This is a genomic window from Bradyrhizobium sp. UFLA01-814 (assembly GCF_046718885.1).
Lineage (GTDB): Bacteria > Pseudomonadota > Alphaproteobacteria > Rhizobiales > Xanthobacteraceae > Bradyrhizobium > Bradyrhizobium elkanii.
Window position 1 is genome coordinate 11,467 of the sequence record NZ_JAQOSR010000019.1, and the last position, 22,627, is coordinate 34,093.

Consider the following 22,627-nt stretch of genomic DNA (forward strand, 5'->3'; position numbering starts at 1 on the left):
AAGCTGAATCGAAGGATTTCGGACACAATCAACAATCGCGCGTTTGGCAGCATGCTAATCTCGCCCCAAGAGCGCCGTAGAGCGTTTGGGGGCAGTTCACGTGCATTTTGGTTCGTTCTTTTTTTCGTTTGCTCGGCAGTTTCGCGGTGTGCTGGCTTCGGCAGTCTGCGTCTCGGCGGCTGCAAGCCTGCTGCTGTCCGGTTCGGCACAGGCCCAGAGCTTCACCTGGGGCGGCAGCGGCAGCACAACGAGCAGTGCCGACTACCAGCTTCCGACCAACTGGTCGACGACGTCGCCCGGCGCGCCGCCGATCCTCCCGACCCAATCCGCCATTTTCGATTCGGCGGGATCGGCGACGGTCACGATCGGCGCTGGCCCGATGCTGCTGGACTCGTGGACCTTCACCGCCAATTCGCAGTCGTACACGATCAGCGGCAACCCGGTTAACTTCGCCCTGACGGGGCCGAGCGGCGGCCTGATCAACCGGGCCAACAGCGGCCAGACGATCACCATCAGCGCCAGCATCAACGACGGGCTTGCGCCCGGCGTGATGCTGCAACAGCTCGGCAACAGCACGCTGGTGCTCGCGGGCACCAATGCCTACTCCGGCGGCACGCTGATCTCGGCCGGCGCCGTGCAGGTGACGAATGCGGATTCGGTCGGCACCGGCACCATCACGCTCAATGGCGGCACGTTCCAGATGCAGTCGCCGACGGTCTCGAGCATCGCCTTCGCCAACAACATCGCGGTCAACGCAGCCGGGGGAACGGTCGATGCGAACGGCGCCCAGGTCAATCTCCAGGGCGTGATCGCCGACGGCGTCGGCGCCGGGGTTCTGCGCCTGATCGACTCGTCGGCGTCCGCGTTCTCCAACGTGCAGCTCTCCGGCGCCAACACCTATTCCGGCGGCACGCTGGTGGTCGATACGACCGTTGTCGTCAGCAACAACAGCTCGGTCGGGTCGGGCACCGTCACGCTCGACAATGCCTCGTTTCAGGCCGACGGCCTCGGCAACCTGACCTTCGCCAACAACTTCAAGATCAATACGTCCGCCATCGGCAGCGCGATCGATGCCAATGGCGTGACACTCACGATCGCCGGCAACATCGCCGACGGCAACGGCCCCGGCAAGCTGACCGTGCTGGACAATTCGGGCGGGCTCGGCCGCGTGGTGCTAACAGGCACCAACACCTACACCGGCGGCACCACGATCTGCGATTGCGCGACCTTGCAACTCGGCGACGCCACCCACACCGCCTCGATCGTCGGCGAGGTCGCCGTCGACGGCAAGTTCGACATCGTCAATGCCAACACCGCGGGCATCACCAAGATCGTCAACGACGGCTTCAACGGGATCGCCACCACGACGTTCTACAATTCCACCACGGCGTCGACGGCAACGATCGTCAACCAGAATTTCGGCATCACGGAGTTTCGCGACAGCAGCACCGCGGGCAATGCCACCGTGAGCAACACCAATGGTGCGCTCACGATCTTCCGCGACACCAGTTCTGCCGGCAACGCCAGATTCACCAACACCAACGGCGGCACTGTGGTGTTCGGCGACGCGTTTGGTCCTCCCGGCGGCTCCGACACCAGCACGGCCGCCAAGGCCGTGATCGACAATTCCAACGGCGGTGCCGCGGTGTTTCTGGGCCACACCAATGCGGGGCAGGCTACCATCACCAACGGCACCAATGGCGGCTCGACACAGTTTTTCGAGTCCTCATCTGCGGCTTCCGCAACCATCGTCACGCTCGCAGGCGGTCAGGTCGCCTTTTTCCAGAACAGCACAGCGGCAAACGCCAGCTTCGACAACAGCGGCGTGCTCTATTTCGGATCTGGCGGTTTCAACCCGGTGGAGGCGCCGACCGCGGCCAACGCGACGATCGTTAATCGGGACGGCAGCGTTCTGCAGTTCGATGCCTATGCCACCGCGGGCAATGCGACCATCGACAACCAGGCCGGCAGCCAACACATCTTCACGGCGTTCGCTACGGCCGGCGATGCCACCATCACCACCGAAGCCGGCAGCACCATCAAGTTCTTCAACAACGCGACCGGCGGCAACGCACAGTTCATCACCAACGGCACCGGACTGGTCGATTTCTCGCTCAGCACGGGGCCGAACGGCGACGGGCGCATCACCGCGGGTTCGATCGCAGGTTCCGGCTTCTATTATATCGGCTCAGGCAACACCCTCGTCGTTGGCAGCAATAATCTCTCGACGGCGCTCGGCGGCGTGCTTGCCGACTTCGATCCGTTGAACCCATTCCATATCTGTGGCTGCTTCGGCGGCGGCCGCACCGGTCCCGCCAATTTCGAGAAGACCGGCAGCGGCACCCTGACGCTGTCCGGCGTCAACAGCTATACCGGCACCACGACGGTCAACGGCGGCATTCTTCAGGTCGACGGCTCGATCGCCTCGTCGAGCCTCACCACGGTGAATGCCGGCGGCGCGCTGTCCGGCATCGGCACCGTCGGCAACACGACGATTGCAAGCGGCGGCATCCTGATGCCCGGCAATGCGACGTCAGGCACATTCCTGAACGTGGCGGGCAACCTCGCCTTGCAGTCGGGTGCACTTTATCTCGTCGGGCTCAATTCGACGGCGTCCACCCTGGCCAAGGTGAGCGGCAGCGCGACGCTGGCCGGATCGGTCGGCGTCCGCGTCGCCGCCGGCAGTACGATCGCCAAGCAATACACCATCCTGTCGGCGGCCGGCGGCCGCAGCGGCACGTTTGCGGGTGTCGATTCAACCGGGCTGCCGTCGAACCTCGTCGCGACGCTCGGCTATGACGCGAGCAACGCCTATCTCAACTTCGCGCTCGATTACGGCGCGAAGTCGAAGCTGAACGTCAATCAGCAGAACGTCGCCACCACGCTGCAGAACTTCTTCAACGCCAATGGCGGTATCAACGCGGTGTTCGCCGGACTGTCGCCGAACGGCCTGACGCAGGCCTCGGGCGAAGGCGCGACCGGCTCGCAGCAGGCGACGTTCAACGCGATGGGCCTGTTTCTGGGATTGTTGACCGATCCGTTCGTCGCCGGGCGCGATGGTGGCTTCGGCGGCGCCGCGGGGGTGACGCCGTTAGCCGAGGAGAGCACCCCGCTCGCCTATGCGGCGCGCAAGACCGAACCACGCGATGCGCTGGCCGCGATCTACACCAAGGCGCCGCCACCGCAGCCGAGCTTCGAGCAGCGCTGGAGCGTTTGGGCGGCGGGCTATGGCGGCTCGCAGACCACCAGCGGCAACGCGATGCTGGGCTCGAACAACACCAGTAGCAGCCTCTATGGCAGCGCGGTTGGCGCCGACTACCGCTTCTCGCCGAACACCATTGCCGGCTTTGCGCTCGCCGGCGGCGCAACCAGCTTCAGCGTCAACGGTCTCGGCTGGGGCCGCTCCGATCTGTTCCAGGCCGGCGCGTTCGTTCGCCACAGCGTCGGCGCGGCGTACTTAAGTGGTGCGCTCGCCTATGGCTGGCAGGATGTCACCACCGACCGCATCGTCACCGCAGCCGGCGCCGATCATCTGCGCGCCAACTTCAATGCCAATGCCTGGTCGGGCCGGCTCGAGGGCGGCTATCGCACTGCCACGCCGTGGATCGGTCTGACGCCTTACGCGGCGGCCCAGTTCACGAGCTTCGAGCTGCCGGCCTATGCGGAGAGTGTGGTCTCCGGCGGCGGCGCCTTCGCGCTGAACTATGCAGCGAAGAGCGTTACCGACGTCAGGAGCGAACTCGGCCTGCGCTCCGACAAGTCGTTTCCGGTTGACGGCGGCGTCGTGACGCTGCGCGGCCGCGTCGCCTGGGCGCATGACTTCAATCCGGACCGCGCCGTTGGTGCCGTGTTCCAGACGCTGCCTGGCGCGGCCTTCGTGGTCAACGGCGCGGCGCAGGCCAGCGACTCGGCGCTGACCACGGCCTCCGCCGAGCTGAGGTGGCGCAACGGCTGGTCGGCCGCCGCGACCTTCGAAGGTGAATTCTCCAACGTGACACAGTCTTACGCCGGCAAGGGCGTTATGCGCTATACGTGGTGACCCTCCGTGCTATAGCCTCCTGCGGCGAAAGCTTGTCCCGGACGTGATCCGCGACAGCATTTCGCGGGACGAAATACGCATCAAAATGAGTGCGACAAAACCCACGCGGGAGGGAATATGCGCGCAGCGATCTTCAGGAACGGCGAGATTGTCGTCGACCGGGTGCCCGAGCCGAAGCCCGGCGCCGGCCAGGTGCTGGTCAAATCGCTCGCCTGCGGCATCTGCGGTTCCGATCTGCACGCGCGCAAGCACGCCCACCGCATGGTCGAGCTGAGCAAGTTCCTGCCCGGCCGCACGCCGATGGATCTGTCGCGCGACGTCGTGTTCGGTCACGAGTTCTGCTGCGAGGTCCTCGACTACGGCCCGAACACCACGCGCAAGCTGAAGCCGGGCACGCGCGTGTGCTCGCTGCCGGCGCTGCTGACGCCGGAGGGGCCGAAGGGCATCGGCTATTCCAACGACTATCTCGGCGGCTATGCTGAGCAGATGCTGCTCAGCGAGCCGCTGCTGCTCGAAGTGCCGAACGGGCTTGCGGCCGAGCACGCCGCGCTCACCGAGCCGCTTGCGGTGGGCGTGCATGCGGTTGCGATGGCCAACATCAGGGGCGGCGAGGTGCCGCTGGTGATCGGCTGCGGACCGGTCGGGCTGGCGGTGATTGCGGCGCTGAAGATCAGGGGGCTCGGACCGATCGTTGCTGCCGATTATTCGCCGGCACGGCGCCTGCTCGCCGAGAAGATGGGCGCCGATGTGGTGGTCGATCCCGCCAGGACGCAGCCCTATGCGAGCTGGGCCGAGCATGCCCAGATGACCGACGCGGAGAAGGCGGCGCGGCCGCCGATGCAGGCGCTGCTGCCGCCGCTGAAGCCCGCGCTGATTTTCGAATGCGTCGGCGTGCCCGGCGTGCTGCAGCAGGTGTTCGAGGGCGCCCCGCGCAGCGCCCGCGTCGTCGTGGTCGGCGTCTGCATGGAGACCGACAAGTCCGAGCCGATGCTCGGCATCATCAAGGAGCTCAACGTCCAGTATGTGCTCGGCTATACGCCCGAGGAATTCGCCTATTCGCTGCGCCTGATCGCGGAAGGCCAGGTCGATGCCGCGTCGCTCGTCACCGGCCGCGTCGGCATCGACGGCGTCGCGCAGGCCTTTGCCGATCTCGCCAATCCCGAGGCGCACACCAAGATCCTGGTCGAGCCGTGGCGCTGATTTGGCGTTGAACCTGGCGCCAAACTGACGGCGATGGGTGCGGTTTGCATTTCGTGGCGCCGAACCTATAGTTCGCTGTCTCTTATCGCACTGACTGCATGCACCTCATGCGCGTTTCAATCATCACCGGAGGCGGCTCCGGCATCGGCGCCGCGGTCGCGCGCCGGCTCGCCGGCCCCGATCAATCCCTGATGCTGCACGGACAGGGCGCTGACCCCGCCGGGCTCGCGCGGCTGAATTCGGTTGCGGAGGAATGCCGCAGCAAGGGCGCGAAGCTCGAGGTCTGCACCGGCGATCTCGCCAAGGCCGGCGCCGGCACCGCGCTGGTCGCGGCAACGCGGGCCGCGTTCGGGCCGATCGACAGCATCGTGCACGCCGCGGGCTTTGCCGACCGGCGCGAATTCTTGAGCCTGCCGCGCGAGGCGCTGGAGCGCGCCTTCGCGGTGATGGCGGCGGCCTTCCATGAAATCGCGGCGGCCGCGCTGTCCGACCTCACGCGCAGCGCGCAAGGCCGCGTCGTCGCGGTGTCGAGCTTCGGGCCGCATCGCTTCGTGCCCGGCGCCACCTATCCGGGATCGGCGGCTGCGAAGGCCGCGCTCGAGGTGCTGGTGAAGTCGCTCGCGATCGAGCTCGCCGCGTCAGGCGCCACCGCCAATGCCGTGATTCCCGGCTACACCCGCAAGGATCCCGACCTGTTCGGCGCGCTTGATACCGCGACCTGGGAGCGCGTCGCAAAGGCGAATCCGATGCAGCGGCTGGCCGAGCCCGACGAGGTCGCAGTCGTCGTCGCCTTCCTGCTGTCGCCGGAAGCGGGCCACGTCACCGGCGCGACGCTGCCGGTCGATGGCGGCCTGACCTTGATGTGACGGCATGAGCGAGGGCACGGCAGCACAGCAGGTCGATGTCGCCGTCCTTGGCGCCGGCATGGTCGGCGTCTCGGCGGGCCTCGCCGCGCGGCAGCGCGGGCTCTCCGTCGTCGTCGTCGATCGCCGCGAGCCAGGCAGCGAAACCTCCTACGGCAATGCCGGCATCATCTCGTCGGGCTCGATCCTGCCGCTCAACACGCCGTCGCTGCTGAAGAACTTGCCGAGATATCTGACCAACGCGCATCCGGCGCTGCGCTGGAACATTGCGTGGGCGCTCGCCAATGCCGGCTGGGTGATGCGCTTCCTCGCAGCCGCTGTACCGTCGCAGACCAAACCGCGCGCCGCCGCGTTGCACGGTCTGATCGGCGCGTCGCTGAAGCTGCATCGCGACTGGATCGTGCAGGCCGGCGCTGGCCATCGCATCCGCGAAACCGGCTGGCTCAAGGCCTGGCGCGCCGACGGGCTCGCCGCCGCGAAGGCCGAGCAGGCAGCGCTCGCCGAGTTCGGCATCAGGAGCGAGGTGCTTGATCGCCAGGCGATCTCCGCGCTCGAGCCGAACATCATCCCTGCCTACAGCACGGGTCTCCTGCACACGCAGACGGCATCGGTCGATTCACCCGGCGCGGTGGTCAAGGCCTACGCGCAGATGCTTGCCGCTGGCGGCGGCACGATCAGGCAATCCGGGATCCGGCGGATCGAAGCGCACGGCGATGGCTGGCGCGTGCAGCTCGCCGACGGCGAGATCGCCGCACGCCATGTCGTGGTCGCGCTTGGGCCGTGGTCGGCCGAGCTGCTGCGGCCGCTCGGCTATCGCGTGCCGCTGGCGTTCGAGCGCGGCTATCACCAGCATTTCGTGCCGAACCCGGCACGCAAATTGCTGCGGCCGATCCATGACGCGGAGGGCGGCTTTCTGATGACGCCGATGGAGCAGGGCGTTCGCGTCACCAGCGGCGTCGAGCTCACCGCGCGCGACGCGCCGTCGAATTTTTCGCAGCTCGAGGCGGTGGTGCCGATGGCGCGCAGCGTGGTCGAATTTGGCGATGCGGTCGGCGAGCGCTGGCGCGGCGCGCGGCCGACGCTGCCCGACAGCCTGCCGATGATCGGTAAGGCGCCGCGGCATCGCGGGCTCTGGCTCGCCTTCGGCAACCAGCATATCGGCTTCACCACCGGTCCCGGAACGGGCGCCGCAATTGCGGCGATGATCGCGGGCGATGCGCCGCCGTTCGAGGTCAATGCATTTTCGCCAGACCGGTATATCGCGTGACACGCGCGAGGCCGCCTGCGATGCTTGGCGATCAAGCGCGCGGCAACCGAGAGGCAGGATGAACTACGTCTGGGATTTCGGCATCCTTGCCAAGTATAGCCATCTGTTCTGGCTCGGGCTCGGCTGGACCATCGCCTACACCATCGGCACCATCATCCTCGGGACCTTGATCGGCCTGATCGTCGGCATGCTGCGGCTGCGGCGCATCCCGGTGATCGACTGGCTCCTGATCGCCTATATCGAATTGTTCCGCTGCACGCCGCTGCTGGTGCAGATCATCTGGTTCTACTACGCGTTTCCGGTGGTGATCGGCGTCAACATCCCGGCGCATGTCGCCGCCGTCAGCGTGCTCTCGCTCTATGGCGGCGCATTCTACGCCGAGATCGTGCGCGGCTCGATCGAGAGCGTGCCGGTCGGGCAGTGGGACGCGGCGAAGGCGCTCGGCTTCCGCGGCTGGCGCCTGATGCGGCTCGTGATCCTGCCGCAGGCGCTGAAGCCGATGATGGCGCCCTATGTCAACCAGTCGGTCACGCAGCTCAAGAACACCTCGCTGGTCTCGATCATCGCGGTGCCCGATCTCGTCTACAACGCGACCTTGATCAACGCCGACACCTACCGGCCGCTCGAGGTCTACACCATCGTCGCGCTGATCTATTTCGCGATCCTGTTCCCATCGACACTGGTCGCGCGCCGGCTGGAGCGCGGGCTGACCTACGACAAGGTGTGAGTAATTCTGAGAAGCGGCCGCATCGGTGGTTCACCTCTCCCGCTTGCGGGGGAGGTCGGATCGCATCGTAAGATGCGATCCGGGTGGGGGCTTTTTCCACCCGAAGGTTCCGACGCGCGGTGACACCCCCACCCCAGCCCTCCCCCGCAAGCGGGAGAGGGAGCCGACCGCCGATGCGGTGGCCAAGCCTCAAATACTCAACTCCACCGGCACATCCTCGGGCTTGACGCCGGCGAGGCCGAGGCCCTTGACGAACCATTCGCGCATCTGGCCGATGCCGCGGTTGTAGTCGATCCACACCGAGAGGAAATCGCGCCAGCGCTTGTCGGCTTCGCGCCGCACCGCCGTGCCACTCGCGATCGTCACCGACGGCGAGGCCAGGATCTTGTAGGTGCCGAGGTTCGGGTTCTTGGCGATCGCGGTCAGCCCCAGCACCAGCGCGTTGACCACGCAATCGACGCGACCCGACGACATTTCCAGCATCACCTCGTCGCGCGACTTCAGCGACTTGATGGTGGCGTTCGGCGCAAAGCGGCGCGCCACCGCCTCGTTGGCCGAGCCGACGTCGACCGCGATCTTCACCTCGGGCTTGTTGATGTCGGCCCAGGTCTTGGCTTCCAGCCCCTTCTTCAGCATCGCGCCGAACGGATGCGGGAACACCAGATTGGTGAAATCGACAACCAGCGCGCGCTGCGGGGTCGGGTTGAGCGCGAAGCCGAGATCGATCTTGTTGGCCTGCAGATCGAGAATTGAATTGCCGTAGGTCGACTCGACATATTCCAGCTTGACGTCGAGCAGTTTGGCCAGATCGTTGGCCATCTCGATCGAGAATCCGGACCAAGTGCCCGAGGCGAGGTCCTTGTTGAAATAAGGCAGCTCGCCCGGCAGCACCGCGATCCGCAGCACCTTGTTGGCCCGGATGCGATCCAGCGTGTTGTCGGCTGGCGTCTGCGCCGCGGCCGGGGCGGCCATCGCGGCCGCGAGTGCCGCGCCGCTGCCGATCCCGAGCGCATAGCGCAGCGCGTCACGGCGATCTTCGGAAATTGCGATGTCGTCGGATTGAGTCAAGCGGGCCTCCCTGCACCAGATCGGGGGAAGCCTAGCGTCGGTATCCGGTGCCAGCAAGGGCGCGCGCCTGCACCATTGGTAGGCGCCGTTGCCCAAGCGCTGGTCCTTCTTACCTCGCCCCGCTTGCGGGGAGAGGTCGGATTCGAGTGGAGCTCGAATCCGGGTGAGGGGGACTCTCCGCTTGCGAACTGGGAGCGCTTGTGCGGAAGCAGCCCCTCACCCCAGCCCTCTCCCCGTAAGAACGGGGCGAGGGAGCGCAGTGTCGCCCAGTCCGATCAATACCGTCCCGGCACGTACATCTCCGGCGGGATCGGGCCGCGGTGATAGTCGGGGTTGCGGACCCGCGGCGGCAGCACCACCGGCTGGTGGGTCACCGTCTGATAGGGGATCTGGCTTAGGAGATGCGAGATGCAGTTGAGCCGGGCGCGCTTCTTGTCGACGGCATCGACGATCCACCACGGCGAGTCCTGCAGATGCGTGCGTTCCAGCATCGTCTCCTTGGCCTTGGTGTAGAGCTCCCAGCGGGTCCGCGCCTCGACGTCCATCGGGCTCAGCTTCCACTGCTTCAGCGGATCCTGGATCCGCATCGAGAAGCGGAACGCCTGTTCCTCGTCGGTGATCGAGAACCAGTATTTCAGGAGGACGGTGCCGGAACGGATCAGCATGCGCTCGAAATCCGGCACCGAGTTGAAGAATTCCTCATACTGCTCGTCGCTGCAGAACCCCATCACCTTCTCGACGCCGGCGCGGTTGTACCAGCTGCGGTCGAACAGCACGATCTCGCCGCCGGCCGGCAGATGCGAAACATAGCGCTGGAAGTACCATTGCGTGCGCTCGCGCTCGTTCGGCGCCGGCAGCGCCGCGATCCGGCAGACCCGCGGATTGAGCCGCTGGGTGATGCGCTTGATCACGCCGCCCTTGCCGGCGGAATCGCGGCCCTCGAACAGCACCACGACCTTCTTCTTCTCGTGCTGCACCCAGTCCTGCAGCTTGACCAGCTCGCCCTGCAGCCGCAGCAATTCGCGGAAGTAGAACTTGCGGTCGATCGACGGCCTGCCGGCGGCGCCGTCATGGTCGAGCTCGTCGAGCCTCATGTCGTCCAGCTCGAGCTCGAGTTCCTCGTCGAGGCTGTCGGCCATCTCCTGATGGATGCGGGCGCGCAAGGCTTCGTCGCGCAAGGCTTCGTCGCGCAAGGCTTCATCCCGCAAGGCTTCATCCCGGGAGGCTTCGTCGGTGAGGGCGGAGGTCGTCATGAAGGTCCGTCTTTCAGTGTGTTAGATGGATCGGACGGCAGCATTGACGGGCGATGTTACCCCTCTATGACAATGCCATGACCGCTGTTTCACGCCGCCGGGCGGACTGTGCTAACAAGCCGACAAAACCAAAAAGGGAGATGTGCCGATGATTTCGCTCACGCCAAAAGACGTCCTGCCGGAGGACGGCACCGCCGGCACGCTGGTCGGACGGGTCTGGCTGCCGCAGGCCGGCGGGCCGGCTGTCGCCGCGGTTCGGGCAGATGGCGTGTTCGACGTCACGGCGCGGTTCCCGACGGTGAGCGCGCTCTGCGAGGAAAGCGATCCCGCGGCCGCGCTGCGCGCCACGCGCGGCGAGCGGATCGGCGATTTCGAGGCGATCCTCGCCAACACCCCGCCCGACGGCCGCGACAAGGCCAGGCCGCATCTGCTGGCGCCGGTCGATCTCCAGGTGCTGAAGGCCGCCGGCGTCACTTTCGCGATCTCGATGCTGGAGCGCGTGATCGAGGAGCGGGCGCGCGGCAATCCGTCCTCGGCGGAGGCGATCCGCAAGGAGGTGGTGCGCCTGGTCGGCGACGATCTCTCCAAGCTGAAGCCCGGCTCCGAGCAGGCGATGAAACTGAAGCAGGTGCTGATCGATCAGAATGCCTGGAGCCAGTATCTCGAGGTCGGCATCGGTCCCGACGCCGAAGTGTTCACCAAGGCGCCGACGCTGTCCTCGGTCGGGTCAGGCATGGACGCCGGGCTGCATCCGAAGTCGACCTGGAATAATCCGGAGCCGGAGGTCGTGCTTGTTGTCTCCGCCGCCGGCAAGATCGTCGGCGCCGCGCTCGGCAACGACGTCAATCTGCGCGACTTCGAGGGGCGCTCGGCGCTCTTGCTGTCGAAGGCCAAGGACAACAACGCGTCCTGCGCGATCGGCCCGCTGCTCCGGCTGTTCGACCAGACCTTCTCGCTCGACGATGTCAGGAAGATGGATGTCGGCCTGACCGTGACGGGCGCAGACGGCTTCGTGCTCGAGGGCCATTCCTCGATCAGCAAGATCAGCCGCGATCCGACCGATTTGGTCGCCCAGACCATCGGCTCCGTGCATCAATATCCCGATGGATTTGCGCTGTTCCTCGGCACGATGTTCGCGCCGGTCAAGGACCGCGACGCCAAGGGCGAGGGTTTCACCCACAAGCGCGACGACATCGTCACCATCGCCGCGCCGCAGCTCGGCAAGCTGGTCAACCGGATGCGGGGCAGCGACGAGTGCGAGCCCTGGACCTTCGGCGTCGGCGCTCTGATGAAGAACCTCGCACAGCGCAAGGTGCTGTGAGGAGAAGATACTAATCCATCGTGAGGTTAGCACGCTCGTCGGGCTCCCTCCCCCCTTGTGGGGGAGGGTGGGGAGAGGGGTGGCCCCAGGCGAGATGTTCGATCACACCGGGCTCCGTAGCGCACGTGCCCGCGTGGGTCGGTCGCTGTCTTGAAATGCGCCTTTCGATGATGTGCCACTGTTCGCTGAAGCGGCGGCATTATCGAACATGTTCAGAAACCTGCGCGGCAGATCGACCGTGTGGCGCAACTTGAGCGCGCTAAAACACGCGGAATTTGCCGCTTTTTCCTGGCTTTATGTGAACCAGTTCATCCTCGTTCGCGCCGGTCCGCTCCAGCATATCGGCTCGACGCGAACAGAAGGAGTCGCGGACATGAGCGAGCAGCCATCAAACGGAATGCCCAATTGGCTCACCACCGATATGCTGGTCATTGCCGTCTCACTGGCCATCATCGTGATTGGGATTTGGATCGCGCCGTAGCCTGGTCGTCGCGGCGAGGCCGTCCAGCCGGGCAGAGCGCCAGCGCCAATCACTGAGTTGCGCCGACGGCGCAAGCCTCCTTTGCAAAACGGAACGAGATGCAAAGCTCGGACGAAAGATGTCGCGAGAATGCGAAGTTATGCCCACTGACAGCGCAACACACTCAGTGTCGTCCCTGCGAAAGCAGGGACCCATAACCACAAATGCTGATTGTTGAACGATGCTGGGACAACGAGTCCCGTTCTCTGCGGCGTATGGGTCCCGGCCTTCGCCGGGACGACGGTGTACATTTGGTGCGACCGATGGCAGTTCAGATGCAAGCAACACTCACACCGGCAACGCCGTCGAATACTTCACCTGGCTTAGCGCAAAGCTCGACTCGATGGAGGCGATGCCGTCGAGCCGGGTCAGCTTGTTTTTCAGGAATGCTTCATAGGAGGAGAGGTCGGCGGCGACGACGCGCAACAAATAGTCGCGATTGCCGGTCATCAGGTAGCATTCGAGCACCTCGTCCCATTTCGAGATCGCGCGCGCGAAGCGGTTGAGGTCTTCCTCCTTCTGCCGCGCCAGCTTGATCGAGATGAAGACGGAGACGTGCAGCCCGATCGACTTCTGGTCGACGGTTGCGATGTAGCGAGAGATCACGCCGCGCTCCTCGAGCAGCTTGACCCGGCGGTGGCAGGGCGACACCGACAGCCCGACCTTGTCGGCGAGTTCCTGCATGGTCATGCGGCTGTCGGTCTGGAGCAGACTCAGGATCTTGCGGTCGATGGCATCGAGGGCAGGCATTGGGATGAACTCGTCAGTTGAAGCCGGATCGTGGGAATTTATCCCAATTTTTCCTGTGCTGTCGCGTGGAATTGAGATTTTCGCCGCCGCTTGCGGCAGTAACATTCCGGCGTATCGCCCGGAGCATTGCCATGGGAATCGCGCCTAAACGCCTCGACATGCTGTCCGCCCTGGCCCGCAAGGTGCTGTGGCTGTCGTCGTGGACCATCCATCACGCCAACCATGTGCGGCCCTCCACCGACGGGTTGAAGGTCGGCGGCCACCAGGCCTCGTCGGCCTCGCTCGCCAACATCATGTCGGCGCTTTATTTCTCGGTGTTGCGCCCGCAGGACCGCGTCGCGGTGAAGCCGCATGCGAGCCCGGTGTTCCACGCCATCCAGTATCTGTTCGGCCACCAGACCCGCGACAAGCTGGAGAATTTTCGCGGCTACAAGGGCGCGCAGTCCTACCCGTCGCGCACCAAGGACAGCGACGACGTCGACTTCTCCACCGGCTCGGTCGGTCTCGGCGTGGCGCAGACCTTGTTCGCCTCGCTGGTGCAGGACTACGTCAAGGCGCATGGCTGGCTGAACGACCGGCCGGAGGGCCGCATGATCGCGCTGGTCGGCGACGCCGAGATGGACGAGGGCAACATCTTCGAGGCGCTGCTCGAGGGCTGGAAGCACGGCCTGCGCAACACCTGGTGGGTGGTCGACTACAACAGGCAGTCGCTCGACGCCGTGGTGCGCGAGGGGTTATGGGCCAAATTCGAGACCATGTTCCGCAACTTCGGCTGGGACGTGGTGATCGTGAAGTACGGCAAGCTGATGCTCGAGGCGTTTGCCGAGCCCGGCGGCGAGGCGCTGCGGCGCTGGATCGACAACTGCCCGAACCAGATGTACGCCGCGCTCTGCTTCCAGGGCGGCGCGGCGTTTCGCAAGCATCTGCGCGACGACATCGGCGACCAGGGCGAGGTGTCGGCGCTGATCGAGCGCCGCAGCGACGACGAATTGCTGGCGCTGATGTCGAATCTCGGCGGCCACGACATGGCGAGCATGATCGAGGCCTTCGAGGCGATCGACCATGATCGGCCGGTCTGCTTCATCGCCTACACCATCAAGGGTGTCGGCCTGCCGATGCAGGGCCACAAGGACAACCACGCCGGCCTGATGACGGTGGCGCAGATGGAGAAGTGGCGCGCCGCGCAGAATATCCGCCCCGGCCACGAGTGGGACAAGTTCGAGGGCCTGTCGCAGGAACCTGCGAAGCTCGAGGCGTTTCTCGCCGAGGCGCCGTTCAACCGCGAGGGGCGCCGCCGCCTGTCGGCGCCTGAAATCGATGTGCCGGAACGGCTGGCCTTCAAGGCCTCGGCGCAGATGTCGACGCAACAGGGTTTTGGCCTCGTGCTGCACGAGCTGGCGCGCGGCGACAGCGAACTCGCCTCGCGCATCGTCACCGCATCGCCCGATGTCACCGTGTCGACCAATCTCGGCGCCTGGGTCAACCGCCGCGGCCTGTTCGCGAAAGCGGAGAACCACGATCTGTTCCGGCAGGAGAAGATCCCGTCCGCCTACACCTGGGAATATTCGCCGAAGGGACAGCACCTCGAGCTCGGCATCGCCGAGATGAATCTGTTCATCATGCTGTCGGCGCTCGGCCTGTCGCATCAGATCAACGGCGCGCGGCTCTTGCCGGTCGGCACGCTGTACGATCCCTTCATCGAACGCGGCCTCGATGCGCTGAACTACGCCTGCTACCAGGATGCCCGCTTCATGGTGGCGGCGACGCCGTCGGGCATCTCGCTGGCGCCGGAAGGCGGCGCGCATCAGTCGATCAAGACGCCCTTGATCGGGATCGGGCAGGACGGGCTCGCCTCGTTCGATCCGGCCTTTGTCGATGAACTTGCCGTGATCATGGGCTGGGGGTTCGGCCACATGCAGCGCGAGGGCGCCGAGGGTGGTTCGGTTTACTTGCGACTCTCGACGCGGACGCTGGAGCAGCCGCAACGGATCATGACCCCGGACCTGCAGCGCGACATCACCGACGGCGCCTACTGGATGCGCAAGCCGGGCCCGAACTGCGACATCGTCATTGCGTATACCGGCACCGTCGCGCCGGAGGCGATCGAGGCGGTCGGCCTGATCGGCGAGAGCCATCGCGACGTCGGTCTGCTGGCGGTAACCTCCGCCGACCGGCTCTATGCGGGTTGGTCCGCCGCGCGGAATTTGCGCCGCGACCGCCGCGGCGCGCAGCATTTGAGTCATATCGAGCGCATGCTGGCGCCGCTCGGTCGCGACTGCGGCATTGTGACCGTGATCGACGGCCATCCGGCAACGCTCGGCTGGCTCGGCAGCGTGCGCGGTCACCGCGTCGAGGCGCTCGGCGTCGAGCATTTCGGCCAGACCGGCACGATCGGCGACCTCTACCGCCACTACGGCATCGACGCCAACGCCATCATCGACGCGGCGGAAAGCGTCTCGGTCGGCGCCCCGGTGCGGCATCGCAAGATGGCGGTGTAGCCACATCGTCGTCCCGGCGAAGGCCGGGACCCATAACCACCGATCTTGGTGTGGAAGAGGGATGGGGCAACGAGTCGCGTACACCTCTCGCATTTTTGGCAATGGGTCCCGGCCCCCGTGCGCAATTGCGCACTAGGCCGGGACGACGGATATAGCCTTGCCACACGTGCGGCTCGGACCTTATATCTCGCGGACGCGCACGAGCCGCGTCCCGCATATGGCGGGTTCAATTCGCCGGGCTTTCGTGCAAGGATGCCTGCCGAACGCTTTCGTTCCCCATTCCATACGCCCCGTACAAGAGGTTTCCGATGGTCAATCGCATGCAATTCTACATCGACGGCGCCTGGGTCGATCCCGTCGTCAAAGGCAAGTCCACCCCGGTCGTCAATCCGGCGACCGAAGAAGCGATGTATGAGATTGCGCTCGGCTCCAAGGCCGATGTCGACAAGGCAGTCGCCGCCGCCAAGCGCGCCTTCGAGACCTATTCCAAGACCAGCCGCGAGGAGCGCATCGCGCTGCTCACCAAGGTCGTCGAGGTCTACAAGGGCCGCATGAAGGAGATCGGCGCCGCCGTCTCCGACGAGATGGGCGCGCCGCTGCCGATGGCCGAGAAGCTGCAGGCCGGCGCCGGCCTCGGCCACCTCATGAACACCCTCGAAGTGCTGAAAAAGTACGAGTTCGAGGAGACCATGGGCACCGCCGTGATCGTGCGCGAGCCGGTCGGCGTCGTCGGCATGATCACCCCCTGGAACTGGCCGCTCAACCAGATCGCCTGCAAGGTCGCGCCCGCGCTCGCCGCCGGTTGCACCATGATCCTGAAGCCGTCGGAGTTCACCCCGACCTCGGCGCTGATCTTCGCGGAAATCCTCCATGAAGCCGGCGTGCCGAAGGGTGTGTTCAACCTCCTCAACGGCCTCGGCCCGGAGGTGGGTGCGGCGATGAGCGAGCACCCGGACATCGACATGATCTCGTTCACCGGTTCGACCCGCGCCGGCGTCGACGTCGCCAAGCGTGCGGCGCCGACCGTGAAGCGCGTCAGCCAGGAGCTCGGCGGCAAGTCGCCGAACGTGATCCTCGACGGTGCCGACCTGACCAAGGCGGTGACCGGCGGCGTGATGCACATGTTCAACAATTCGGGCCAGTCCTGCAACGCGCCGTCGCGCATGATCGTGCCGCTCTCCAAGATGAAGGAAGTGGCCGCGATCGCGAAGGGCGTCGCCGACAAGACCAAGGCCGGCGATCCGCGTGCCGACGGCACGACGATCGGCCCGGTCGTCAACCGCGGCCAGTGGGACAAGATCCAGGCGCTGATCCAGAAGGGCATCGACGAGGGCGCAACGCTTGTCGCCGGCGGCCCGGGCCTGCCCGAGGGCGTCAACAAGGGCTTCTATGTCCGTCCGACCATCTTCGCCGACGTCACCAACGACATGACGATCGCCCGCGAGGAGATCTTCGGGCCCGTGCTGACTATCCTCGGCGCCAAGGACGAAGCCGACGCGGTGAAGATCGCCAACGACACGCCGTATGGTCTCGCCGGTTACGTCTCGGCCGACACCGTGGAAACCGCGCGCCGCGTCGGCCGCCAGATCCGCGCCGGCAACGTCAACCTGCAGGGCGTGCCGAACGAGCGCACCGCGCCGTTCGGTGGCTACAAGCAGTCCGGCAACGGCCGCGAGTGGGGCCGCTACGGTCTGGAAGAATATCTCGAGGCCAAGGCGGTCGCCGGCTACAACGCCGCGTAAGCCGAGCCACGAGAGACGCGACTTTGGCGCCGGGGCGGTTCACCGCTCCGGCGTCAGACGTTTTGGAAGGCAGAAGTTTTCATCGTCGTCCCGGCGAAGGCCGGGACCCATAACCACCGATGCATCTGGTTGAGTAAGCTCGGGCCGCATTGTTCGAATAACGAAGGTCTGTGGTAATGGGTCCCGGCCTTCGCCGGGACGACCAAGAAATTAACCGCCGAGCGCGCCTTGGGTGTTGACGTAGAGCGCATAGATCGACTGGCTCGCCGCCATGAACAGGCGGTTGCGCTTGACGCCGCCGAAGCAGAGGTTGGCGCAGCGCTCAGGCAGCGCGATGCGGCCGATCATGACGCCGTCGGGCGCGAACACGACGACGCCGTCGAGCTCGGGATCACCCATGCCCCAGCCGCACCACAGATTGCCGTCGATGTCGCAGCGCATGCCGTCGGGCGTGCCCGGGCCGGCGTCGATGAAGACGCGCTTGTTGGAGATCGTCTTGCCGTCGGCCGCAACGTCATAGGCGAGGATCTTGCGGTTCGGCTCGCCGCGGGATTCCACGACATAGAGGATCTTCTCGTCCGGCGAGAAGCACAGCCCGTTCGGCCCCAGCACGCCCTCGGCGACGATCGTGGCCTTGCCGGTTTCGGGATCGAGCCGGTAGACGTTGGGCTCGATCTCGGGATCAGCCTTGTAGCCTTCGTAATTGCCGAGCAGGCCGAAGATCGGATCGGTGAACCAGATCGAGCCGTCGGATTTCACCACGACGTCGTTCGGCGAGTTCAGCCGCTTGCCGCCGAAGGAATCGATCAGCACCGTAATCGATCCGTCATACTCGGTGCGCACCACGCGGCGGCCGCCATGCTCGCAGGTGATCAGTCGCCCCTGGCGATCGCGGGTGTTGCCGTTGGCGAAGTTCGACGGCTTGCGGAAGATGCTGACCGCGCCGGTCTCTTCCTCCCATTTGAGGATGCGCTGGTTCGGGATGTCGCTGCACAACAGATAGCGGCCGTCGCCGAACCACACCGGACCTTCGGCCCAGCGCAGGCCGGTGGCGATGCGTTCAACCGCGGAGAGTTTCAGCCAGTATTTTTCGAAGCGCGGGTCGAGCGCGTGGATCGCGGGATCGGGATAGTAAGTCGCGGGACGCCAGCCGGCGGAATGAACATCGGACATTTGCTGTTCTCGTTGTTGTGTTTCGATGGTGTTTCCTTGAGCGCCTGGTTTGCTATCATTGTCGGCCTGCGACCGCAATTCGATCGCAGCAATCAGGAAAGAAGAGGGACGGCATGCCACGCATATTGATGACCGGCGCATCGGGGGGAATCGGAACGAGCCTGCGCAAGCTGCTGCCGCCGATCTATCCGGATCTCCTGCTGAGCGACATCAAGCCGCCGGCCGATCTCGGCGCGGGCGAAAAATTCAAGGCGGCCGATCTCGCCGACCTCGCACAGGTCGAGGCGATCTGCGAGGGCGTCGACGGCATCCTGCATTTCGGCGGGTATTCGGTCGAAGGTCCCTGGGACGCGATCCTGCAATCCAACATCATCGGCTGCTACAATCTGTTCGAGGCGGCGCGCAAGCAGGGTGTCAAGCGCGTGATCTTCGCCTCATCCAATCACGCGGTCGGGTTCTATCCGCGTCATCACCGCATCGGTACCGACGTCACCGCGCGGCCGGACAGTCGTTACGGTGTCAGCAAGGTGTTCGGCGAAGGCGTCGGCGCGCTCTATGCCGACAAGCACGGCATCAAGGTCACCTGCCTGCGGATCGGCAATTTCGGCGAGGCGCCGCTCGACCACCGCAGGCTCTCGATCTGGCTCAAGCCGGAAGACCTCGTCCAGCTCTGCCGCATCGGGCTCGAGCATCCCGACATCCATTTCGAGGTGCTGTACGGCGCGTCCTACAATGAGCGCTCGTGGTGGGACAATCACCGCGCCTACGATCTCGGCTATCGCCCGACCGGAAGGGCTGAAGATTTCCGCGAGCACGCGATGGCCGAGCAGGCCAAGCTGCCGCCGGATCCGGTCGGCGACTACTACCAAGGCGGCGCGTTCTGCAGCATGGAGTTCGACGGCGACAAGGAGAGGGCGATCGACTGGAAGAAGTGATCAATCCTCGCATTGCGGCAGCTGCTTCACGGATTCGGTGTGCTGCTGCGCGTCCTTCGAACCTTGCCCGGATGTCTTGGGCGGGCTGCCGGGCCCGTCAAAGGTCTCGGCGAAGTGCGTGAGGGGAAAGGCGAGGCTGATGGTCTGCCCGGTGAGGTTCTTGGCTTCGACGGCGATGGTCTGCGCGTGCTTCAGCCGCTCGATCATTTCGCCATCGGCCTCGAGCGTGCCGCCGCAGCCGAGCGTGTAGCAATGCGGCTTGGCGATCCGGATCGGCTCGTCCTGATCGATGCGGAGGCTGATCGTGCCTTCCAGCATGGTCCGCGTTCCGACGTTGGCGCTCACGATCGCGCGCTTGCTGTTCTGCGGCGAGACGCTGAGCGTGCCGCCCGACGGCACGCATTGGCCGCGCGCAGCCGCAGCGACGAAGCAGCTCGCCTCTGTCAGGCAGGTCTTGGTCCAGGGCTCGTAGGTGAGCTGCGTCGCGCGCGGATCGGCCGCTTCGCCGACGCCGCCGAGCGCAAGCTGCACGGCCAGCGATCCAAGGAATATAGCCACATAGCGCATCGCCGTCTCCTTCACGAGGAGGCCGGGTATCGCGCTATTGCGGCTTTTTGTCGTTGGAGATGCGGACGAGATAATCGGCCTTGCTGTACTGCATGTGATCGACGCAGAGCTGCGCCAGCGCCCAGCTGTCGCGGCCCTTCAAGAGCTCGATCATCAATTCGTGCTGGCGGCGCGACAGCGCGAGGCCCTCGCTGTCGGCGAGATTTTTGGCGCGCATCGGCAGCGTCAGGTTCATGTAGTCCTGCAGCGAGCGTACCAGATAGGGATTGCCGCACGCGGAGAACAGCGCGAGGTGGAACGCATCGTTGGTCTCGTGAATGCCGCGCATGTCCTGCGCCTCGGCCTTGATGCAGTAATGCCGTTGCAGTTCGCTCAATTGATCGATCAGGCTTTGCGGCGCCGGCAGGGCAATCATCAGCGCGGCCTGGCGCGTCAGCATCTCGCGCACCTCATAGATCTGCCGTACTTCCTCGGCCGAATAGAACCGCACCGTGGCGCCGACATTCTTCTCGCGCAGCACGATGCCCTGGCGCTCGAGCTGGAACAGCGCCTGGCGGACGAAATGCCGGCTCGCGCCATAGCGCTGCATCAGGGTATCCTCGACCAGCCGCAAACCGGGCGCGAAGCGGCCGAAGATGATGTCCTCCTCCAGCCGGCGGATCACCTCCGCCTGTTCCTCCTCGCGCGAGGGGGCCTGGAGTTCGGGCAATGTGGGCTCGGCTGTCATGCGCTCTCGGCTTTGGTCGATGCCTGAGGTCAGCATGGCGCCACGGTTATTGTCAATAATGGGGGCGATTTTGCCGCAGACCGGCCACCCGCCGCGACCGGATTATCTCATATTGACAATAATTCCTGCCGCTCCTTAAGTGCGGCCGAACAACCACGGGATAGAAGAAAATGGCCGACGGACTTCGCAAGGGACTGACAAGCTATGGTGACGCCGGCTTCTCGCTGTTCCTGCGCAAGGCGTTCATCAAGGCGATGGGCTATTCGGACGATGCGCTCAATCGCCCGATCGTCGGCATCACCAACACCTACAGCGACTACAATCCCTGCCACGGCAACGTGCCGCAGATCATAGAGGCCGTGAAGCGCGGCGTGATGCTGTCGGGCGCGATGCCGTTCGTGTTCCCGACGATCTCGATCGCCGAGAGCTTTGCGCATCCGACCTCGATGTATCTGCGCAACCTGATGGCGATGGATACCGAGGAGATGATCCGCGCCCAGCCGATGGATGCGGTGGTCGTGATCGGCGGTTGCGACAAGACCTTGCCGGCGCAGATCATGGCCGCGATCAGCGCCGATCTGCCGACCGTGGTGATTCCGGTCGGGCCGATGGTGGTCGGCCATCACAAGGGCGAGGTGCTCGGCGCTTGCACGGACTGCCGCCGGCTGTGGGGCAAGTATCGCGCCGGCGAGATCGACGACAACGAGATCGAGGCGGTGAACGGCCGCCTCGCGCCGTCGGTCGGTACCTGCATGGTGATGGGCACCGCCTCCACCATGGCCTGCATCACCGAAGCGCTCGGCCTGTCGTTGCCGATGAGCGCGACGATCCCGGCGCCGCATGCCGAACGCTTCCGCTCCGCGGAGGCCAGCGGCCGCGTCGCCGCCGAGATGGCGAAGACCAAGGGACCGAAGCCGAGCGAGATCCTGACGCCATCCTCTTTCCGCAACGCCCAGGTCGTCATGCAGGCGATCGGCGGCTCGACCAACGGGCTGATCCATCTCACCGCGATCGCCAACCGCTCGCCGCACAAGATCGACCTCGAGGCGTTCGACAAGCTTGGCCGCGAGGTCCCCGTGCTGGTCGACCTCAAGCCGTCGGGCGAACACTACATGGAGCATTTCCATCATGCCGGCGGCGTGCCGAAGCTGATGGCGCAGCTCGGCGACCTCATCGATCTCGATGCCAAGACCATCACCGGCCAGACCTTGCGTGAGGTCGTCGCCAATGCCGAGGATGTGCCGGGGCAGGATGCGATCCGCTCCAAGGCGAACCCGATCAAATCCGAAGGCGCGATGGCGATCCTGCACGGCAATCTCGCGCCGCGCGGCGCCGTGATCAAGCAGTCGGCGGCGAGCCCGAAACTATTGCAGCACACCGGCCGCGCCGTGGTGTTCGAGTCGGTCGAGGACATGACGCTGCGGGTCGACGATCCCGCGCTCGATGTGACCGCCGACGACGTGCTGGTGCTGCGCAATGCCGGCCCGAAGGGCGCGCCGGGCATGCCGGAGGCGGGTTACCTGCCGATCCCGAAGAAACTCGCGCGCGCCGGCGTGAAGGATATGGTCCGCATCTCCGATGCGCGGATGAGCGGCACCGCGTTCGGCACCATCGTGCTGCACATCACGCCGGAATCCGCCGTCGGCGGTCCGCTGGGGCTGGTGCGGAACGGCGACATGATCCGGCTCGATGTCGCCAAGCGCAGCATCGACCTGTTGGTCGACGAGGCCGAATTGCAGAAGCGCCGCGCCGCGCTCGTGCCGGCCGGGACGCCCGATTGGGCCAAGCGCGGCTACGCGCATCTCTTCAACGAGACCATCCTGCAGGCCGACGAGGGCTGCGATTTCGACTTCATGCGCGCCAAGGGCAAGTAGCAAGTCACCGGCGTCGTCCGGCTTGGCGGTCGAATTGTCGATAATTTCTGCGATGCGGCACTCAATGATACCCGCAGGCGGCTCGTTTCGCCTGTTTTATTGA

17 protein-coding genes are annotated in these 22,627 nt (G+C 65.3%); 11 read left to right on the forward strand and 6 right to left on the reverse strand.

The features are described from left to right. The first annotated feature begins 151 nt into the window (after positions 1 to 151). The 5 genes from PMN64_RS08505 to PMN64_RS08525 all read left to right on the forward strand — a co-directional run bounded on the left by PMN64_RS08505 (position 152) and on the right by PMN64_RS08525 (position 8,096). On the forward strand, positions 152 to 4,039 hold the full coding sequence (locus tag PMN64_RS08505; RefSeq protein ID WP_411780405.1) for an autotransporter domain-containing protein: 3,888 nt from the start codon (positions 152 to 154) through the stop codon (positions 4,037 to 4,039). A 117-nt stretch (positions 4,040 to 4,156) separates the two neighbouring features. Next, positions 4,157 to 5,239, forward strand: a complete 1,083-nt coding sequence (locus PMN64_RS08510) for a zinc-binding dehydrogenase (RefSeq protein WP_411780378.1) — start codon at positions 4,157 to 4,159, stop codon at positions 5,237 to 5,239. A gap of 107 nt (positions 5,240 to 5,346) precedes the next feature. Continuing rightward, positions 5,347 to 6,105: an SDR family NAD(P)-dependent oxidoreductase gene (locus PMN64_RS08515; RefSeq protein ID WP_411780379.1), complete on the forward strand. Its 759-nt coding sequence runs from the start codon at positions 5,347 to 5,349 to the stop codon at positions 6,103 to 6,105. Positions 6,106 to 6,109: 4 nt separating this feature from the next. Beyond that, entirely contained in the window at positions 6,110 to 7,369 is a 1,260-nt protein-coding gene (locus tag PMN64_RS08520) for an NAD(P)/FAD-dependent oxidoreductase (protein WP_411780380.1), read from the forward strand. Positions 7,370 to 7,427: 58 nt separating this feature from the next. Continuing rightward, on the forward strand, positions 7,428 to 8,096 hold the full coding sequence (locus tag PMN64_RS08525) for an amino acid ABC transporter permease (protein ID WP_016839817.1): 669 nt from the start codon (positions 7,428 to 7,430) through the stop codon (positions 8,094 to 8,096). Between the two features lie 189 nt (positions 8,097 to 8,285). On the opposite strand, the gene PMN64_RS08530 is transcribed toward PMN64_RS08525, so the two are convergent. Beyond that, positions 8,286 to 9,164 carry a transporter substrate-binding domain-containing protein gene (locus PMN64_RS08530; RefSeq protein WP_028338846.1) on the reverse strand — a complete coding sequence of 293 codons (879 nt, stop codon included), beginning with the start codon at positions 9,162 to 9,164 and terminating at the stop codon, positions 8,286 to 8,288. A 275-nt stretch (positions 9,165 to 9,439) separates the two neighbouring features. Further along, positions 9,440 to 10,303, reverse strand: a complete 864-nt coding sequence (gene ppk2 / locus PMN64_RS08535) for a polyphosphate kinase 2 (RefSeq protein ID WP_411780406.1) — start codon at positions 10,301 to 10,303, stop codon at positions 9,440 to 9,442. Between the two features lie 262 nt (positions 10,304 to 10,565). Between ppk2 and PMN64_RS08540 the strand changes: the two genes are divergently transcribed. Together PMN64_RS08540 and PMN64_RS08545 are read left to right on the forward strand one after the other, a co-directional pair. Then, positions 10,566 to 11,738: a fumarylacetoacetate hydrolase family protein gene (locus PMN64_RS08540; RefSeq protein WP_304499233.1), complete on the forward strand. Its 1,173-nt coding sequence runs from the start codon at positions 10,566 to 10,568 to the stop codon at positions 11,736 to 11,738. Between the two features lie 208 nt (positions 11,739 to 11,946). Beyond that, the gene (locus PMN64_RS08545; protein WP_411780381.1) at positions 11,947 to 12,219 is read left to right on the forward strand and encodes a hypothetical protein; all 273 of its coding nucleotides are present in this window, start codon (positions 11,947 to 11,949) and stop codon (positions 12,217 to 12,219) included. Between the two features lie 327 nt (positions 12,220 to 12,546). Here the strand turns inward: PMN64_RS08545 and PMN64_RS08550 are convergent, their stop codons facing one another. Further along, complete coding sequence (locus PMN64_RS08550) at positions 12,547 to 13,008, reverse strand: Lrp/AsnC family transcriptional regulator (RefSeq protein ID WP_016841346.1); 462 nt, start codon at positions 13,006 to 13,008, stop codon at positions 12,547 to 12,549. A gap of 131 nt (positions 13,009 to 13,139) precedes the next feature. Between PMN64_RS08550 and PMN64_RS08555 the strand changes: the two genes are divergently transcribed. Then, entirely contained in the window at positions 13,140 to 15,506 is a 2,367-nt protein-coding gene (locus tag PMN64_RS08555) for a transketolase (protein WP_028338842.1), read from the forward strand. Positions 15,507 to 15,814: 308 nt separating this feature from the next. Then, positions 15,815 to 17,248, forward strand: coding sequence for an aldehyde dehydrogenase family protein (locus PMN64_RS08560; protein ID WP_172648255.1), 1,434 nt, complete (start codon positions 15,815 to 15,817; stop codon positions 17,246 to 17,248). Positions 17,249 to 17,458: 210 nt separating this feature from the next. On the opposite strand, the gene PMN64_RS08565 is transcribed toward PMN64_RS08560, so the two are convergent. Then, complete coding sequence (locus PMN64_RS08565; protein WP_411780382.1) at positions 17,459 to 18,421, reverse strand: SMP-30/gluconolactonase/LRE family protein; 963 nt, start codon at positions 18,419 to 18,421, stop codon at positions 17,459 to 17,461. A 113-nt stretch (positions 18,422 to 18,534) separates the two neighbouring features. Between PMN64_RS08565 and PMN64_RS08570 the strand changes: the two genes are divergently transcribed. Continuing rightward, on the forward strand, positions 18,535 to 19,356 hold the full coding sequence (locus tag PMN64_RS08570) for an NAD-dependent epimerase/dehydratase family protein (protein ID WP_411780383.1): 822 nt from the start codon (positions 18,535 to 18,537) through the stop codon (positions 19,354 to 19,356). Here the strand turns inward: PMN64_RS08570 and PMN64_RS08575 are convergent, their stop codons facing one another. Together PMN64_RS08575 and PMN64_RS08580 are read right to left on the reverse strand one after the other, a co-directional pair. After that, on the reverse strand, positions 19,357 to 19,923 hold the full coding sequence (locus PMN64_RS08575; protein ID WP_155258340.1) for an invasion associated locus B family protein: 567 nt from the start codon (positions 19,921 to 19,923) through the stop codon (positions 19,357 to 19,359). 34 nt (positions 19,924 to 19,957) lie between these two features. Further along, positions 19,958 to 20,650: a GntR family transcriptional regulator gene (locus PMN64_RS08580; RefSeq protein WP_028331865.1), complete on the reverse strand. Its 693-nt coding sequence runs from the start codon at positions 20,648 to 20,650 to the stop codon at positions 19,958 to 19,960. Positions 20,651 to 20,820: 170 nt separating this feature from the next. On the opposite strand from PMN64_RS08580, the gene PMN64_RS08585 reads away from it, so the two are divergent. After that, positions 20,821 to 22,524, forward strand: a complete 1,704-nt coding sequence (locus tag PMN64_RS08585) for an IlvD/Edd family dehydratase (RefSeq protein WP_411780384.1) — start codon at positions 20,821 to 20,823, stop codon at positions 22,522 to 22,524. Positions 22,525 to 22,627 lie beyond the last annotated feature (103 nt).

Excerpts from the sequence above, each read along its gene's own strand:
- PMN64_RS08510 (WP_411780378.1), top strand. The coding sequence starts at position 4,157 with ATGCGCGCAGCGATCTTCAGGAACGGCGAGATTGTCGTCGACCGGGTG.
- PMN64_RS08515 (WP_411780379.1), top strand. The coding sequence starts at position 5,347 with ATGCGCGTTTCAATCATCACCGGAGGCGGCTCCGGCATCGGCGCCGCG.
- PMN64_RS08520 (WP_411780380.1), top strand. The coding sequence starts at position 6,110 with ATGAGCGAGGGCACGGCAGCACAGCAGGTCGATGTCGCCGTCCTTGGC.
- PMN64_RS08525 (WP_016839817.1), top strand. The coding sequence starts at position 7,428 with ATGAACTACGTCTGGGATTTCGGCATCCTTGCCAAGTATAGCCATCTG.
- ppk2 (WP_411780406.1), bottom strand. The coding sequence starts at position 10,303 with ATGGCCGACAGCCTCGACGAGGAACTCGAGCTCGAGCTGGACGACATG.
- PMN64_RS08540 (WP_304499233.1), top strand. The coding sequence starts at position 10,566 with ATGATTTCGCTCACGCCAAAAGACGTCCTGCCGGAGGACGGCACCGCC.
- PMN64_RS08545 (WP_411780381.1), top strand. The coding sequence starts at position 11,947 with ATGTTCAGAAACCTGCGCGGCAGATCGACCGTGTGGCGCAACTTGAGC.
- PMN64_RS08550 (WP_016841346.1), bottom strand. The coding sequence starts at position 13,008 with ATGCCTGCCCTCGATGCCATCGACCGCAAGATCCTGAGTCTGCTCCAG.
- PMN64_RS08555 (WP_028338842.1), top strand. The coding sequence starts at position 13,140 with ATGGGAATCGCGCCTAAACGCCTCGACATGCTGTCCGCCCTGGCCCGC.
- PMN64_RS08560 (WP_172648255.1), top strand. The coding sequence starts at position 15,815 with ATGGTCAATCGCATGCAATTCTACATCGACGGCGCCTGGGTCGATCCC.
- PMN64_RS08565 (WP_411780382.1), bottom strand. The coding sequence starts at position 18,421 with ATGTCCGATGTTCATTCCGCCGGCTGGCGTCCCGCGACTTACTATCCC.
- PMN64_RS08570 (WP_411780383.1), top strand. The coding sequence starts at position 18,535 with ATGCCACGCATATTGATGACCGGCGCATCGGGGGGAATCGGAACGAGC.
- PMN64_RS08575 (WP_155258340.1), bottom strand. The coding sequence starts at position 19,923 with ATGCGCTATGTGGCTATATTCCTTGGATCGCTGGCCGTGCAGCTTGCG.
- PMN64_RS08580 (WP_028331865.1), bottom strand. The coding sequence starts at position 20,650 with ATGACAGCCGAGCCCACATTGCCCGAACTCCAGGCCCCCTCGCGCGAG.
- PMN64_RS08585 (WP_411780384.1), top strand. The coding sequence starts at position 20,821 with ATGGCCGACGGACTTCGCAAGGGACTGACAAGCTATGGTGACGCCGGC.